The following is a 14,741-nucleotide window of genomic DNA, read 5'->3' as shown; positions in this document are numbered from 1 at the left end:
GGCCACCCCGCAGCACACAGATCCCGACAGCGAGGCCCAGGCGCGCAGCGCGATCCAGGCTCACGTTCCAGCGCGGTCACGCCTGGGCGCGCCGCCCTGGCCGCCCGCGCCGGCCTCGTCGTCCAGGCGCAGCGTCAGGGAGATCCGCTTGCGCGGGATGTCCACGTCCACGACCTTCACCTTGACCACGTCACCGGGCTTCACCACGTCACGCGGGTCCTTGACGAAGGTCTTCGACATCGCCGACACGTGCACCAGGCCGTCCTGGTGCACGCCGATGTCCACGAACGCGCCGAACGCGGCCACGTTGGTGACGACACCCTCCAGGACCATCCCCGGCGCCAGGTCGCCGATCTTCTCGACGCCCTCCTTGAAGGTGGCCGTACGGAACGCCGGACGCGGGTCGCGGCCCGGCTTCTCCAGCTCGCGCAGGATGTCCGTCACCGTCGGCAGGCCGAAGGTCTCGTCGACGAAGTCGTCCGCCCGCAGCGAGCGCAGCGTGCCCGTGTCGCCGATCAGCGCCGCGACCTCGCCGCCCGTCGCCTTCACCATCCGGCGCACCACCGGGTACGCCTCCGGGTGCACCGCCGAGGCGTCGAGCGGGTCGTCGCCGCCCCGGATGCGCAGGAAGCCCGCGCACTGCTCGTACGCCTTCGGGCCGAGCCTGGCCACGTCCTTGAGCGCCTTGCGGGAGCGGAAGGGACCGTTGGCGTCCCGGTGCGCGACGATGTTCTCCGCGAGACCGGAGCTGATGCCCGAGACCCGCGAGAGCAGCGGCGCCGAGGCGGTGTTGACGTCCACGCCGACGCCGTTCACACAGTCCTCGACCACCGCGTCGAGCGAACGCGACAGCTTCACCTCGGCCAGGTCGTGCTGGTACTGGCCGACGCCGATGGACTTCGGGTCGATCTTCACCAGCTCCGCGAGCGGGTCCTGGAGCCGCCGGGCGATGGAGACGGCGCCGCGCAACGACACGTCGAGGCCCGGGAGTTCCTGCGAGGCGAAGGCGGAGGCCGAGTAGACCGAGGCGCCGGCCTCCGAGACCATCACCTTGGTCAGCTTCAACTCGGGGTGCTTGGGCGGCCCACGAGAGCTGGCTCGACGTCAAGTCCCGCCGCCTGGAGGGCATCGCCGCCGAACTCGCGGTCGCCCTCGCCCCGGGCGACCCCTGCCAGGTCTGCGGCTCCACCGACCACCCGGCACCCGCCCGCACCACCGCCGGCCACGTCGACCGCGCCACGGAGGACGCCGCCTACGCGGCCTACACCCGCGCCGAGGAGACCCGCACGGCCGCCGAACGCGAACTCGCCGTCACCCGCGAGTCCTGGTCCGCGGCCCGTACGGAGGTCCTGACCGGCCCGGAGGCCGCCGGGTCCGGGGCCGAGCCCACCGTCCGCGAACTGGCGGACGAAGTGGAGGAGTTGGCCCGTCTGCACGCCGAGGCGCACGCCCTCGCCGGGCAGACGCACGGCGCGCGCGAGGCGCTCGCACGAGCCGAGCGGGAACACGAGGAACGGGTGGGCGCGCAGCGCGAGGCCGAGCGGCGGGTCGCCGCGCGCACCTCGCGCCGGGAGGCCCTGGAGCGGGAGCAGTCCGCGCTCGACGAGGAACTCGCCCGGGGGCGCGGCGCGTTCGCCAGCGTGGCCGAACACGCCACCCGCCTGGAGCGGCGGGTCGCCCTCCTGGTCGACGCCGCCGGAGCCGTACGCACCGCCGAACTCACCGCCCAGCGCCTCAAGGAGGCCGACGACCGGCTCGCCGACGCCGCCTACCGGGCGGGCTTCGCCACCCCGGCCGAGGCCGCCGGCGCCCTCCTCGACGAGGGCGAGCGCCGCGACCTCCAGCAGCGCGTGGACGCCTGGCGGGCCGAGGCCGCCGCCGTCGCGGACCGGCTCGCCGAGCCCGGCACGGCCGAGGCCGCCGCCCGGCCGCCCGCCGACCCCGCCGCCGCGGCGGCCGCGCACACGGCGGCCGAACGCGCCCTCCGCGAGGCCGACTCCGCCCTGGCCGCCGCCCGCGAGCGGGCCACCGGACTCGCCGGACTCTCCCGGCAGGCCGTCACCGAGGTCCGCCGCCTCGGGCCGCTGCGCGAGGAGTACGACCGGGTGGCCCGGCTCGCCGCCCTCACCGCCGGCACCTCCGCGGAGAACGAGCGCCGGATGCGCCTGGAGTCGTACGTGCTCGCCGCCCGGCTCGAACAGGTCGCGGCGGCCGCGAGCGCCCGCCTCCAGCGCATGTCCTCGGGCCGCTACACCCTCGTCCACTCCGACGCCCGCTCCGGCGGCAAGCGGTCCGGCCTCGGACTGCACGTCGTCGACGCCTGGACCGGCAACGAACGCGACACGGCCACGCTCTCCGGCGGCGAGACCTTCTTCGCCTCGCTCGCGCTCGCCCTCGGCCTCGCCGACGTCGTCACCGACGAGGCCGGCGGCGTCAGGCTCGACACCCTCTTCATCGACGAGGGCTTCGGCAGCCTCGACGAGCAGACGCTCGACGAGGTCCTCGACGTCCTCGACTCGCTGCGCGAGCGGGACCGCAGCGTCGGCATCGTCAGCCACGTCGGCGACCTGCGCCGCCGGATCCCGGCCCAGCTGGAGGTCGTCAAGGCACGACAGGGGTCGGCGGTGCGGCTGCGCACCGGTGGGGACGCGCTCAGCGGCTGAGGGAGCGCCGGGGCAGAGGCGAGGAGTAGACGACGCTGGTGGTCACCGCGCCGAGCGTGGCGATCTTCCCGCTGATCGCCTCCAGGTGCTTCATGGAGCGGGCGGCGACCTTGAGGACGAAGCAGTCGTCGCCGGTGACGTGATGGGCCTCCAGGACCTCGGGCGTGGTGTCGAGCAGGTCGTGGAACGGCTTGTAGTTGCCGTGCGGGTAGCGCAGCCGTACGAAGGCGAGGATGGGCAGGCCCAGGCGGTCCTGGTCGACGATCGCCGTGTACCCCGTGATCACCCCGGCGTCCTCCAGGCGCCGCACCCGCTCGGTCACCGCGGACGGCGACATCGACACGGCGCGGGCGAGCTCGGCGAAGCTGGCGCGGCCCTCGGACTGGAGTGCTTCGAGGATGCGCCAGTCGGTGGCGTCCGGGGTGTAATCGGTGCTCATGGGGGAGAGCGTGCAGGGGAATCCCCGGTCGATCAAGTGATCGACCGGGGATTTCCGCCATGTGGAAGCCTCAGAGGCGGGAGATCTCGTCCACCAGGTCGTCCAGGCCGAGGGGGCCCTGTGAGAGAGCCGCCATGTGCCAGGCCTTCGCGTCGAACGCCTCGCCGTGCGCGGCCCGCGCGTTGGCCCGGCCGAGCAGCCAGGCGCGCTCGCCCAGCTTGTAGCCGATCGCCTGGCCGGGCATCGACAGATACCGGGTCATCTCGCTCTCCACGAACGACGGCGGGCGGCTGCTGTGCAGCTGGAAGAACTCCTGGGCGAGCTCCGGCGTCCACCGCTCGCCCGGATGGAAGGGCGACTCCGCGGGGATCTCCAGGCCGAGGTGCATGCCGATGTCCACGATCACCCGGCACGCGCGCATCATCTGGCCGTCGAGGTAGCCGAGGCGCCGCTCCGCGTCGGGCAGGAAGCCCAGTTCGTCCATCAGGCGCTCGGCGTACAGCGCCCAGCCCTCCGAGTTCGCGCTGACCTTCCCGATGGTCGCCTGGTAGCGGGAGAGCCGGTCGGCGACGTGCGCCCACTGCGCGATCTGCAGGTGGTGGCCGGGGACGCCCTCGTGGTACCAGGTCGACACCAGGTCGTACACCGGGAAACGGGTCGTGCCGTCCACGGGCAGCCAGGTGCGGCCCGGGCGCGAGAAGTCCTCGGACGGTCCGGTGTAGTACGGCGCGGCGGCGCCCCCGGGCGGTGCGATCCGGGACTCCACCCGCCGTACCCGCTCCGCGAGTTCGAAGTGGTGGCCGTCGAGCGCCTCGATGGCCTGGTCCATCAGCTCCTGGAGCCAGACCCGGACCTCCTCCACGCCCTCGATGTGCGTGCCGTGCTCGTCGAGGTGGGCGAGCGCCTCCCAGGGGCCCGCGCCCGGCAGGATCCGCTCGGCCTCGGTCCGCATCTCACCGAGGAGCCGGTGATACTCGCTCCAGCCGTACGCGTACGCCTGGTCGAGATCCAGATCGGTGCCGTTGAAGAAACGGGTCCAGCGCTGGTAGCGCTCGCGGCCCACCGTGTTCGGCGCGTCGGCCACGGCCGGCGCGTACACGTCCCGCATCCAGTCCCGCAGCGCCCCGACGGCGGCGGTGGCGCCCTTCGCGGCCGTCGCGAGCTCGGCCCTCAGCTCCTCGGGGAGCGTGGCGGGGCCCGCGGCGGCGAACTCCTCGAACCAGCCCGGCTTCCCGTTTTCCCCGCCCGCCCACTCGGTGAGCTGCTCGACGAACGTGGCGGTGGGGCGCGGCCCGCCGAAGAGCCCCCGCTCCAGGCCCAGCGCCAGGGAGGCGCGGTAGCCGTCGAGCGCGGCCGGGACCGCGCGCAGCCGGGCGGCGACCGCCGTCCAGTCCTCCTCGGTCTCCGTCGGCATGACGGTGAAGACGATGCGGACGCTGTGCGCGGGCGAGCGCATGTTGCTTACCGTGCGGAGGTTCTCCTCGGCCTCGTGCATGGCCAGTTCCGCCGTCAGCCGCTCCCGCAGCAGCCGGGCGCAGCGCCGCTCGGCGTCGCTGTCCGCGCCCGGAGCCCGCTCGGCCTCGTCGAGCCGGGCGAGCGTGCGGCGGGCGAGGTCGGCCACCGCACGCTGTCCGGCGGGCGAGAAGTCCGGCAGCAGTCCGGCGCTCTCCTTGACTCCCAGGTACGTACCGGTGATCGGGTCGAGGGCGATGAGTGCGTCGACGTGGTCGTCGGCGACCTGGCGGGGCAGCGGGCTGCTGGAAGTGTCTGGCATGGGGGTCATCCTGGCGCCTCCGGCGGGCCCGCGTCACCCTCGTCAGGCCTCAGTCGGCTGACAAGGAAGGGCCGGGGGAGGGCGGCAGCAGAGGGCCGCATTCCCACTGCTGGAAGATCAGCCGGGTCTCGACGCGGGCCACCTCGCGGCGCGAGGTGAACTCGTCGAGGACGAGACGCTGCAGGTCGGCGGGGTCCGCCACGGCCACGTGGACGAGGTAGTCGTCGGGACCGGTGAGGTGGAACAGCGCCCGGGACTCGGGGAGGGCCCGGATCCGCTCGACGAACGGACCGATCAGTTCACGCCGGTGGGGGCGGACCTGGACGAGAAGCAGCGCTTCGAGTCCACGTCCGAGTTTGGCCGGATCCAGTCGTAGCTGGTGTCCGAGGATCACCCCGGTGCGGCGCAGCCGTGCCACCCGGTCGAGGCAGGTGGAGGGTGCGACGCCGACCTCGGCGGCGAGTTCGCGGTAGGTGCTCCGGGCGTCGTTCTGCAGGAGGCGAAGAATGTGCAGATCGACCGCGTCCAGTACGACAGAATCGGCCATCTGGCGAACGTAACACGGTGATGTGACGCTACTTCCCGGTATCCGTTCACAGTGCCGCCATGGACGCCATGGATCACGGCCTCTCGGCCATCCCGAGGGCCCTTGCCACCGAAGCCGTGCACGCCGGCCGCGAAGACCTCGCCGGGCTCGGACTGCACGCCCCGCCGATCGACCTGTCCACCACCTACCCCTCGTACGACGCCCGGGCCGAGGCCGCCCGCATCGACGAGTTCGCCACCACCGGCGCCCGGCTCGACGGCCCGCCCGTCTACGCCCGGCTCGACAACCCGACCGTCGCCCGCTTCGAGGAGGCCCTCGCCCGCCTGGAGGGCGCCGAGGCCGCCGTCGCCTTCGCCAGCGGCATGGCCGCCGTCACCGCCGTGCTCCTCGCCCGGGCGAGCCAGGGTCTGCGGCACGTCGTCGCGGTCCGCCCGCTGTACGGCTGCAGCGACCACCTCCTCGACGCCGGGCTGCTCGGCACCGAGGTGACCTGGACCGACCCGGCGGGCATCGCCGACGCGATCCGGCCCGACACCGGCCTCGTCATGGTCGAGTCGCCCGCCAACCCGACGCTCGCCGAGGCCGACATCCGGGCCATCGCCCACTCCTGCGGCTCCGTCCCGCTGCTCGTCGACAACACCTTCGCCACGCCGGTGCTCCAGCGCCCCGTCGAGCAGGGCGCGCGCATCGTGCTGCACAGCGCCACCAAGTACCTGGGCGGCCACGGCGACGTCATGGGCGGAGTCGTCGCCTGCGACGAGGAGTTCGCCCGTACCCTCCGTCAGGTCCGGTTCGCCACCGGCGGGGTGCTCCACCCCCTCGCCGGATACCTGCTGCTGCGGGGCCTCTCCACCCTCCCGGTACGGGTCAGGGCGGCGTCCTCGACGGCCGCGGAGCTGGTCCGGCGGCTCGCCGTCGACCCCCGCGTCGCCCGCGTCCACTACCCCCGGATCGGCGGCGCGATGATCGCCTTCGAGGTGTACGGGGAGCCGCACGCCGTGATCGCCGGCGTACGGCTCATCACCCCGGCGGTCAGTCTCGGCAGCGTCGACACCCTCATCCAGCACCCGGCCTCCATCAGCCACCGGATCGTGGCCGAGGGAGACCGGCGCTCCGCGGGCGTCAACGACCGGCTGCTGCGGATGTCGGTCGGCCTCGAGGACGTCGAGGACCTGTGGCGCGACCTGACCCAGGCGCTCAGCGCTCCGCCGGCCGAGTCCCTTCGCGCGGCTGCTCCTGCATTGCCCGAGCAGCCGGTCGCGGCGCCGAGGACAGTCGGGCGGTGATCACCAGGGTGCCCTCCTCGATCTGGTAGTCGAGGGGGAGGTTCAGCGCCCGCATCGCGGCCACCATCCCCGTGTTGGAGGACTGCGTCACGGCGTACACGCTGTCGCAGCCGGCCTCCTCGGCCATCGCCACCAGTCGGCCGAGGACCTCGGAGCCGATGCCGCGCCGCTGCCAGTCGTCCTCGACGATGAGGGCGACCTCCGTCTCGTCGCCGTCCCACAGCAGGTGGCCGAGGGCGACGAGACGGCCGGAGGCCGTCTGCACGGCGAGGGTGCGGCCGAAGCGGGGGCTGAGCAGGTGGTCGAGGTAGCGGTCGGCGTCGCCGACGGGGCCGTGGTAGCGCAGGCCCAGGGTGCGGGCCGAGCAGCGGTCGTGCATGGCGCGCGCGGCGGGCAGGTCGCGCTGGTCGGCGCGGCGGACCGTGATCTCGTTGCCCTCCGGCAGGGTCAGCACGTCCTGGCTGCGCGGGACGCGGGGCCCGAGCCGGGCGTCGAGCTCGACGAGGGCGCGGGCCCGGGCGAACTCGGTCGGGGTGAAGGGCAGATGGGGCCGCTCGACGATGAGGGTGCCGCCGTGCGGGTCGCGCAGCCGCATCACGGTCTCTTCCAGGACGCCTTCGACCGGGGCCTGTTCGCCGGTGGGGCGGCCGGTCAGCGAGACCGCCGGCACGGAGTGGAGGGTGCAGCGGCCGAGGAGCTGCCGCAGTGCGAGGGGCAGTTCGGCCGTGTCGAGCGCGGTGCGGGTGGCCAGGCCCAGGACCCGGGTGGGGGTGTCCACCAGGTCGTGGGTGTCGGCCCGCTCGGTCCAGGTGTCGCGGCCGCCGCCCGCTGCCGTCTCGCGGGCGAGGGCCTGCGCGGAGAGGCCGGCGGGGGCGCGCAGCAGGAACTCGTCGACCGTGCCGTCGGCGAGCGGGTGGGTCTGGAGGGTGAGGATGTCCACGCCCAGGCGGGCGAGGACCGTGCACAGCGCGGCGAGGCTGCCCGGCGTGTCCGCGACGGTGGTCCGCATCCGCCACAGCGTCGTCTCGGCCGGTGCCCCGGACCCCCCTTCCGTCTCCTGCTCGTTCGCCGGGGATCCGCTCGGGGCCGGCACGTCCGTGGTGGGGCGCCCGCCGGTGTGACCGGCGGGCGGGGCATGGTCGGCATGACTGCGCCTGCGCGCCCACCAGGTGTGGAACGCGGCGGTGGCGACCAGCGTGATCGCGGAGAAGACCAGGAGGTAGGGGCCGTCGGGGCCCTTGACGATGGTCTTGGCGATCGTGTCGGCCACCACCACGGCGGTGAACAGGGCGGCGAGCTCGATCAGGTCGTGCCGCCAGTGGTGCGGACGGCGGGCGCTCTTCGAAGACGTCACATCGGTCATGACTTCACTCTGGCCCAGTGGTGTTGCGTGATCGCGAACGCTTTGTGACTGACGGGTTAAGTGCCGATCTGCTGACTTAAAGGCCAATTCAGACCGTTTCTGTCAGAGGCTGATCGGCTCCCTGACGGAGTGCGGCCAGCAGCCGTCCGGCCTGCACCACCAGCTGCGAGGAACCCCGCCCCGAGGCGAGCGTTCCGAGCCCGGCGACCTCCCCGCGGGCCCCGCACCGCTCCACGCATTCGGCGGCCACCGCGAGGACCTCGCCGAGCCCCCGCACCGGCTGCGCCGGGGCGAGCACCTCCGGAAGCATCGCCTCGAGCACCGTCCAGACCGTGTGGTACGCGCCCGTGGCGGCCGCCGTCCGGGCCGCGTCCGCCAGCCGGTTCGGCTTCACCGAGCCCTCCGCCACCAGCCACGCCAGCTCCGTGCCGAGCCGCCGGGCGTTCAACTCGCCCCGCGCCGCCAGGACGAGCACGCCGTCCACCGCGCGCAGCCGGTCGTCCGCGTCCACGCAGCCGAGACCGAACGCCAGGGTCAGCAGCACCGCACGGCCGACCGGCCCGTCGGCCTCGACCAGCGTGGTCAGCGGTTCGGTCGCGCCGCGCGAGTCCCCCTCGACGCCGTGCGCGAGGGTCGGCAGAAGACAGGCCGCGAGCAGCTCACGGTCGGCCGGCAGCACCGGGGCCCACTGGGCCCGGCCCCCCACCCAGTGAGGGCAGCGGCGGGGGGCCGCCTCCAGAGCGCCGCCGAGCCACCGGAAGGCGGGCGGGAACTCCGCCCGGACCGTCCGGTGCTCGCCGAGATCGACCACGATCCGGTCGATCAGCCACCGCCTCTTCGACGTCCCGTCCTCGTCCCGGGGGAGGAACCGCACGGTCGCCCCCACGGCCGTCTCCTCGCGCAGCCAGGCGGCGAGCCGCCGGCCGGCCGGAGTGCCGAGCGCCGCCGCCTCCTCGGCCGCCCGCCCGGCCGACGGATCGGTCCGCAGCACCCGCACCAGGGCCTGGGCGAGATCGGCCGGAGCGGGCTCGACACCGGCGTCCCGGTACTCCCGCAGCCGCCCCACCAGGACCCTCGGGTCGATCGCCCCCGTGCTCCAGCTCGGCGTGGCGAGGAGGAACGGCAGCGCGTCCGTACCGACGAGGTCGGCGGCCTCCCACAGCCGGGCGTCGAGGACCCCCGACAGGGCCTGATGGAGGCAGGAGTCCGGGCCGGGGCCCTGGGCCCTGCGGAAGCCGGCGAGCGCCGGATCCAGCAGCCCCAGCAGCCCCGCGAGCACCACATGGATCCCATGGGTCTCGTGCGTGAAGTAGTGGGCCTCCTGCTCCCACGGGGGCCGGGGAAAGGCCTCCCGCACCGCCTCCGCCACGGCCGCCCGGTCCCGGTGCGCATGCCGCACCAGGCCGTCGAGCGCCCGCTCGAACGCCGCGGGCTCCTCCGGGAGCCGCTTCACCACCAGCTGCGCCACCAACTCCTCGACCGTCGTCGCCGGGGGCGCGAGCCGCTGCACCTCCGGCACCGGCGGCAGGATCTCCTCGTACGGAAGCACCGCCCCCTGCCCCAGGTCCGCGCCGAACAGCTCCCCGGCGGCCCGCCGGTGCATCGGGCCCAGCAGCCCGGCGACCTCCGCGAGCTCGCGCCGCACCTCGGCGTCCACGGCCGGAAGATGACGGCCGACCAGCTTGAGGGCCCGCTCCTGCACACCGGTGTCCTCGCTCCCGAAGGCCTCCGTCACGGCGGGCAGCAGCTCCCCGGCCGCGCCCGGCTCCTTGGCCAGCACCTTGCCGACCAGCGCCAACTGGGCCCGCACCAGCTTCTTCTCGGTACGGAAGAGGACACCGGCCGTCATCTCGGCCAGCGCCCCGACCGGCAGCGTCCCCGCCGAGGCGAGCTCCGTCAGCACGTCCTGCGCGTACCCGGCGACGAGCGAGGGCGCGTCGGACGCGATTCCGATCCAGTCCGGGATCCGCTCCCGCAGCTCCTCCGCGTCCGGTTCGAGCAGCCGCACCATCTCCAGCGGGAGGCGCAGGTTCCGGACGGGGCCGCCGCGCAGCAGCCGGGACACGCACACGTCCAGGACCTGGGCCCGGTCCAGGACCCCCTCCTCGACGAGCGTCCGCAGGGCCGTGGGCCAGTACCTCCGCGGCCGACGGCCGAGGGCGCGGGCCAGCCGCTCGGGAGGCTCGGCCATCGCGAGGGCATGGGCCACCAGGACCGGGGCCTGCGGATCCTCCCGGAGCCGCTCCACGAGCCGATCGTCGGTGACGTGCCGGGTCCAGGCGGTGACGTAGCCGTCGGTGGGCGCAACCGCGTACCCGGAGCGGACCACGAGCCCGTGGAGCAGCGTGTAGCTGCTCTCCGCCACCGTCCGGCGCCCGGCCAGACGCCCCGCCAGGTCCGCCGCCCACTCCGGGTCCCGGTCGCCGAGCGCCTCGAGAGCGAGGGCGCCGTCCTTCTCCCGGATCAGCAGGTCGCGCGCGCCGAGCCAGCTCGCGGCCGCCCCGGCCGTCGGGAGACAGCCGGCGCCCGCCACGTACAGCGCGCTGCGGATGAGGTTCGGCAGGTGCGGGGGCGTCGCCCACTTTCCGGCGCGCACCTCCGCGCGCAGCGCCTTGAGCCGGGTGAGGGCGGTCTTGCGTGCGGCGGCGTCCAGCGGCTCCAGGAGCCCCGGCACCGCGTCGGCCCGCCCCTCGCACACGGCGACGAGCAGCTCCTCGACCCCGGCCCCGCCCTTCACGCTGCCACCGGCACTGGCACCGACGCCCTTGCCACCGCCCGCGCCGTCGTCAGCCGTATGGCCCCCTGCGCCGTCGCTCTCGCCGGTCGCCACTTCGACAGCCATCCCGGTCGCCATGCTCGTCCCCGTCCCGTTCTCCATGCCGTTCCCCCTGCTGCTCCCCGTGCCCCGCGGCTCGCGCCGCGTCCCCGTCATCACGCCGCCCCGCCGACGGCCGTCGCCGTCCGCCGCGCCGTCCGGACCGCGAGCGCGTGCTCGCAGGGCCCCGCCGTCTCCCGGCCGAGCAGCCGGCCGGAGCCCGTGGGCTCCGGCGCGGACGGGTGGAGACAGGCGAGCGTCTGTGCGGATCGCGTCATGGATACGACGGTAGGACCCCGCACTGACAATCACCCGGGACGGACCTCGGCACGCCCCTGACCTGCGGTTACTGCCCGACCTGACCCGGCTGGAGCACCTTGCTGAACAGCACCGCGCCGCCCTCGGCCCGCAGCCGTACGGTCAGCTCCCCGCTGTGGCCGTCGATGTCGACCTCGCCGAAGTACTGCGGGCTCTCCATCGGCGACAGGTTCCCCCGCTCCGGCGCCCGCACGAACACCCGCTCCGGGCCGAACGTGGCGTCCAGGGCGTTCGCCGGGAACCCGCCCGCCGCCAGCGGCCCTGACACGAACTCCCAGAAGGGGGCGAAGTCCTGGAAGGCCGCCCGCTCCGGCGCGTAGTGCTGCGCCGAGGTGTGGTGGACGTCCGCGGTCAGCCACACCGTGCCGGTGATCCGTCGGTGCTTCACGAACCGCAGCAGCTCCGCGATCTGGAGCTCCCGGCCCAGCGGAGCACCCGGGTCGCCCTGGGCGACCGCCTCGAAGTTCGCCGCGCCGTCCGGGACGACCAGACCGATCGGCATGTCCGCCGCGAGCACCTTCCACACCGCCCGGGACGCGGCCAGCTCCCGCTTGAGCCACGCCAGCTGCTCGGCGCCGAGGATGCCGGTGGTGTCGTCGGCCTGCCGACCGGGCGAGTTGGCGTTCCGGTACGAGCGCATGTCGAGCACGAACACGTCGAGCAGCGGCCCGTACCGCACCACCCGGTGCATCCGCCGCTCGCGCCCCTCCCCGCGCGCGTGGAGCGTGGAGACCGGGAAGTACTCGCCGAACGCCCGCGAGGCACGGGCCGCGAGGACGTCCACGTCCTTCTCCGTGTAGCGGGGGTCGTCCAGGATCTGTCCCGGGTACCAGTTGTTCCGCACCTCGTGGTCGTCCCACTGCACCACCGACGGCACCTGCGCGTTGAAGGCCCGGACGTTGTGGTCGAGGAGGTTGTAGCGGAAGTTGCCCCGGTACTCGTCGAGGGTCTCGGCGACCTTCGACTTCTCCGGCGTCGTGACGTTCCGCCAGATCCGTCCGTCCGGCAGGGTCACGCTCGGCTGGATGACCCCGTCGGCGTAGATCGTGTCGCCGCTGCACAGGAAGAAGTCCGGGTCGAGCCGGCGCATCTCCTCGTACGCCCGGAAGCCCCCGATGTCCGGGTTGATGCCCCAGCCCTGCCCCGCGATGTCCCCGGACCACAGGAAGCGGACCCCGTCGCGGCGCCGGCCCGGGGCCGTGCGGAAGGTGCCGAGGACGGGCTCGCCCGCCCGGCGCGGATCGTCCGGGTCGACGAGGGTGACCCGGTAGTGGATCTGCTCACCCGCCGGCAGGCCGCGCAGCGCGGTCGTGCCGGTGAAGTCCGTGCCCGCGCCGATCAGCGGCCCGAAGTGGCGGCGCACGTGCCGGAAGGACTCGGTCGCCGACGTCTCCACGAGCATCCGCGCCGGCCGGTCCGAACGCACCCACACCAGACCGGAGGAGGCCGTGACGTCACCCGCCTGCACACCCCACTCGGCCCGGGGCCGGCCCGAGAGCGCGAACGCGGGGGCGGCGAGACCGGTGCCGCCGAGGGCCAGCACCGCCGAGGCGGCCAGCGAGCCGCGCAGGAGGCTGCGGCGAGCGGGGGAGGGGAAAGAGCCGGGCAGAGAAAGGGACATGAAAGAGCCTCCGGGGTCGGTCGTTCCGGGCGCGGACGGCGCGCGCCGTGTCCGTACCTGCCGGACCGGGCGCGCCGCCCCATGCCTAACGGCCGGGTGCGGCGGCCACACGAACCCCGTGTGAACAGTCGCCCTCTTGGCGGCTGTGGAGCTTGGATCCCGGATCCAGGACATTGGATCCTGGATCCAGAACATTGGATCCAGAACATTGGATCCAGAACATTGGATCCAGAACATTGGATCCAGAGCATTGGATCCGAGACATTGGATCCCGGATCCGAGACATTGGATCCCGGATCCCAAGCCCCCGCCTCACCCCCTCCCGCACCCCTCCGCCACCAACCTGATCCCGGTGCCGATGGCCGAAGGGGCCAGGTGCGCGTACCCGAGGACGAGCCGTACGTCCTCGTCGGCCGGCCGGGCGGTGCCATGCTCCTCCAGAGTCCTCAGCGCCACCCCCGCCTCCGCCGCCCGGGCGAGGAACCGCTCCGGGGGCCCGAAGCGGGCCGGTACGCGTGCGATGACGTGGAGTCCGGCCGCGATGCCGCTCACCCGGGTGCCCGGAAGGTGTTCGGAGAGGGCGGCGAGCAGCGCGTCCCGCCGCTCCCGGTAGGCGCGTTGGCAGCGGCGCAGCTGACGGTCGTACCCACCGCGCGTCACGAACTCCGCGAGGACGGCCTGGTCGAGTACGGGATTGCCGAGGTCCATCGTCCGCTTGCGTTCGACGATCTCGTCGAGCAGTGCCTCCGGGACGAGCATCCAGCCGAGCCGCAGCCCCGGGGCCAGCGACTTGCTGACCGAGCCCGTGTAGGCGACCCGCTCGGGGTCGAGTCCCTGGAGCGCGCCGACGGGGGCGCGGTCGTAGCGGAAGTCGCCGTCGTAGTCGTCCTCCAGGACGTATCCGTCCACGGCGCGCGCCCAGTCGAGGAGCGCGGCCCTGCGCTGCGCCGACCAGCTGATGCCGGACGGGAACTGGTGCGAGGGCGTCACGACGACCGCCCGCACCCCGGAGTCGGCGAGCGGCCCCGGACGCAGCCCCTCCTCGTCCAGCGGCAGCCACACCGTCTCCAGGCCGGTCGAGGCGAACAGGCGCCCGTGCTCCGGGCTGCCGGGATCCTCGATCCCGACCCGGCGCAGTCCACGCGCGTGCAGGACGAAGCCGAGGAGCGTCGTCGCCTGCGCCACGCCCGAACAGACCACGAGCCGCTCCGGGTCGGCCACCACGCCCCGCCGCCGCGCGAGCAGCGCGGCCAGTGCCTCGCGCAGCTCGGGGAGGCCGCGGGGATCCGGGTAGCCGAGTGCCGGGTGGGGGAGCCGCGTGAGCACGGACCGCTGCGCCGCCGCCCACGCGCTCCTGGGGAACAGCGACAGGTCGGGGGTCCCCGGGCGGAAGTCCACCCGGACCCCGGGCACTCCGGCGGCCAGGTCACGGGCACCGGGCACGGCCGCTCGGGCCGCGCCGCCCACCCAGGTCCCCGCACCCCGGTCGCTCCGCAGGTATCCCTCGGCCGTCAGTTGTTCGTACGCCTCGGTGACGAGGCCCCGGGAGACGCCGAGGTCGGCCGCGAGCGCGCGGGTCGACGGCAGTCGTGTCCCCGCCGAGAGCCGGCCCGAACGCACCGCTTCCCGCAGCGCCTCCTGCAGTGCCCGTCCCCGCCGCCGCGCCGGAGCGCCGACGGCCGGCAGAAGCAGCTCCCAGGCCGCCTGGCCCTGGCTTCTCATGTCACTTGGCCCTTCTCGCCGTCCCTGCCCGGGAGTTCACGACCTTTCGCGGTCGGGTCCCATGATGCTGTCTCCACGTCGATCGGGTGCATCGGCGGTGTGGTGTCCGTCCGTTCCGGGGCCCGTGCTCCTGGTGGCCGTCCTGCCCGGTCCGGCCGCCTTGGCGGCGCCGCTCTTCACCCGGTGGGAGGTG

The 14,741-nt window shown here is 74.1% G+C and carries 9 protein-coding genes and 2 pseudogenes; 2 read left to right on the top strand and 9 right to left on the bottom strand.

Annotated elements, in window-relative coordinates:
• Positions 1–60 precede the first annotated feature (60 nt).
• Positions 61–1,077: pseudogene (locus tag ABZ318_RS05345) on the bottom strand (helix-hairpin-helix domain-containing protein); the annotation flags it as partial.
• A 5-nt stretch (positions 1,078–1,082) separates the two neighbouring features.
• On the opposite strand from ABZ318_RS05345, the pseudogene ABZ318_RS05340 reads away from it, so the two are divergent.
• Positions 1,083–2,663, top strand: a pseudogene (locus ABZ318_RS05340) (SbcC/MukB-like Walker B domain-containing protein); the annotation flags it as partial.
• Here ABZ318_RS05340 and ABZ318_RS05335 read toward each other — a convergent pair.
• From ABZ318_RS05335 to ABZ318_RS05325, 3 genes are all read right to left on the bottom strand, one after another.
• Positions 2,653–3,102: an Lrp/AsnC family transcriptional regulator gene (locus ABZ318_RS05335; protein ID WP_356901155.1), complete on the bottom strand. Its 450-nt coding sequence runs from the start codon at positions 3,100–3,102 to the stop codon at positions 2,653–2,655. The pseudogene ABZ318_RS05340 and the gene ABZ318_RS05335 sit on opposite strands and share 11 nt — an antisense overlap.
• 70 nt (positions 3,103–3,172) lie before the next feature.
• Positions 3,173–4,876: a DUF885 domain-containing protein gene (locus ABZ318_RS05330; protein WP_356901154.1), complete on the bottom strand. Its 1,704-nt coding sequence runs from the start codon at positions 4,874–4,876 to the stop codon at positions 3,173–3,175.
• A gap of 49 nt (positions 4,877–4,925) precedes the next feature.
• Positions 4,926–5,423: an Lrp/AsnC family transcriptional regulator gene (locus ABZ318_RS05325; protein ID WP_356901153.1), complete on the bottom strand. Its 498-nt coding sequence runs from the start codon at positions 5,421–5,423 to the stop codon at positions 4,926–4,928.
• Between the two features lie 68 nt (positions 5,424–5,491).
• On the opposite strand from ABZ318_RS05325, the gene ABZ318_RS05320 reads away from it, so the two are divergent.
• Complete coding sequence (locus tag ABZ318_RS05320) at positions 5,492–6,709, top strand: aminotransferase class I/II-fold pyridoxal phosphate-dependent enzyme (RefSeq protein ID WP_356901157.1); 1,218 nt, start codon at positions 5,492–5,494, stop codon at positions 6,707–6,709.
• Here the strand turns inward: ABZ318_RS05320 and ABZ318_RS05315 are convergent.
• The 5 genes from ABZ318_RS05315 to ABZ318_RS05295 all read right to left on the bottom strand — a co-directional run bounded on the left by ABZ318_RS05315 (position 6,621) and on the right by ABZ318_RS05295 (position 14,548).
• The gene (locus tag ABZ318_RS05315) at positions 6,621–8,072 is read right to left on the bottom strand and encodes a GNAT family N-acetyltransferase (RefSeq protein WP_356901152.1); all 1,452 of its coding nucleotides are present in this window, start codon (positions 8,070–8,072) and stop codon (positions 6,621–6,623) included. The two genes, ABZ318_RS05320 and ABZ318_RS05315, sit on opposite strands and share 89 nt — an antisense overlap.
• A gap of 88 nt (positions 8,073–8,160) precedes the next feature.
• Positions 8,161–10,914, bottom strand: a complete 2,754-nt coding sequence (locus ABZ318_RS05310) for a DUF6493 family protein (protein WP_356901151.1) — start codon at positions 10,912–10,914, stop codon at positions 8,161–8,163.
• An 89-nt stretch (positions 10,915–11,003) separates the two neighbouring features.
• A complete protein-coding gene (locus tag ABZ318_RS05305; protein ID WP_356901150.1) occupies positions 11,004–11,165 on the bottom strand; it encodes a hypothetical protein in 162 nt (53 codons plus the stop codon).
• Positions 11,166–11,233: 68 nt separating this feature from the next.
• A complete protein-coding gene (locus ABZ318_RS05300; RefSeq protein ID WP_356901149.1) occupies positions 11,234–12,826 on the bottom strand; it encodes an alkaline phosphatase D family protein in 1,593 nt (530 codons plus the stop codon).
• A 312-nt stretch (positions 12,827–13,138) separates the two neighbouring features.
• Complete coding sequence (locus ABZ318_RS05295) at positions 13,139–14,548, bottom strand: PLP-dependent aminotransferase family protein (protein WP_356901148.1); 1,410 nt, start codon at positions 14,546–14,548, stop codon at positions 13,139–13,141.
• Positions 14,549–14,741: the final 193 nt, after the last annotated feature.

It is taken from the genome of Streptomyces sp. NPDC006197 (assembly GCF_040613865.1).
Lineage (GTDB): Bacteria > Actinomycetota > Actinomycetes > Streptomycetales > Streptomycetaceae > Streptomyces.
The sequence above is the reverse complement of the archived record's forward strand: the minus strand, read 5'-3'. Positions and strand labels throughout refer to the sequence as shown.

Bases quoted from the DNA above. Each gene is read 5' to 3' on its own strand.
- ABZ318_RS05335 (WP_356901155.1), bottom strand. From the start codon at position 3,102: ATGAGCACCGATTACACCCCGGACGCCACCGACTGGCGCATCCTCGAA.
- ABZ318_RS05330 (WP_356901154.1), bottom strand. From the start codon at position 4,876: ATGCCAGACACTTCCAGCAGCCCGCTGCCCCGCCAGGTCGCCGACGAC.
- ABZ318_RS05325 (WP_356901153.1), bottom strand. From the start codon at position 5,423: ATGGCCGATTCTGTCGTACTGGACGCGGTCGATCTGCACATTCTTCGC.
- ABZ318_RS05320 (WP_356901157.1), top strand. From the start codon at position 5,492: ATGGATCACGGCCTCTCGGCCATCCCGAGGGCCCTTGCCACCGAAGCC.
- ABZ318_RS05315 (WP_356901152.1), bottom strand. From the start codon at position 8,072: ATGACCGATGTGACGTCTTCGAAGAGCGCCCGCCGTCCGCACCACTGG.
- ABZ318_RS05310 (WP_356901151.1), bottom strand. From the start codon at position 10,914: ATGGCTGTCGAAGTGGCGACCGGCGAGAGCGACGGCGCAGGGGGCCAT.
- ABZ318_RS05305 (WP_356901150.1), bottom strand. From the start codon at position 11,165: ATGACGCGATCCGCACAGACGCTCGCCTGTCTCCACCCGTCCGCGCCG.
- ABZ318_RS05300 (WP_356901149.1), bottom strand. From the start codon at position 12,826: ATGTCCCTTTCTCTGCCCGGCTCTTTCCCCTCCCCCGCTCGCCGCAGC.
- ABZ318_RS05295 (WP_356901148.1), bottom strand. From the start codon at position 14,548: ATGAGAAGCCAGGGCCAGGCGGCCTGGGAGCTGCTTCTGCCGGCCGTC.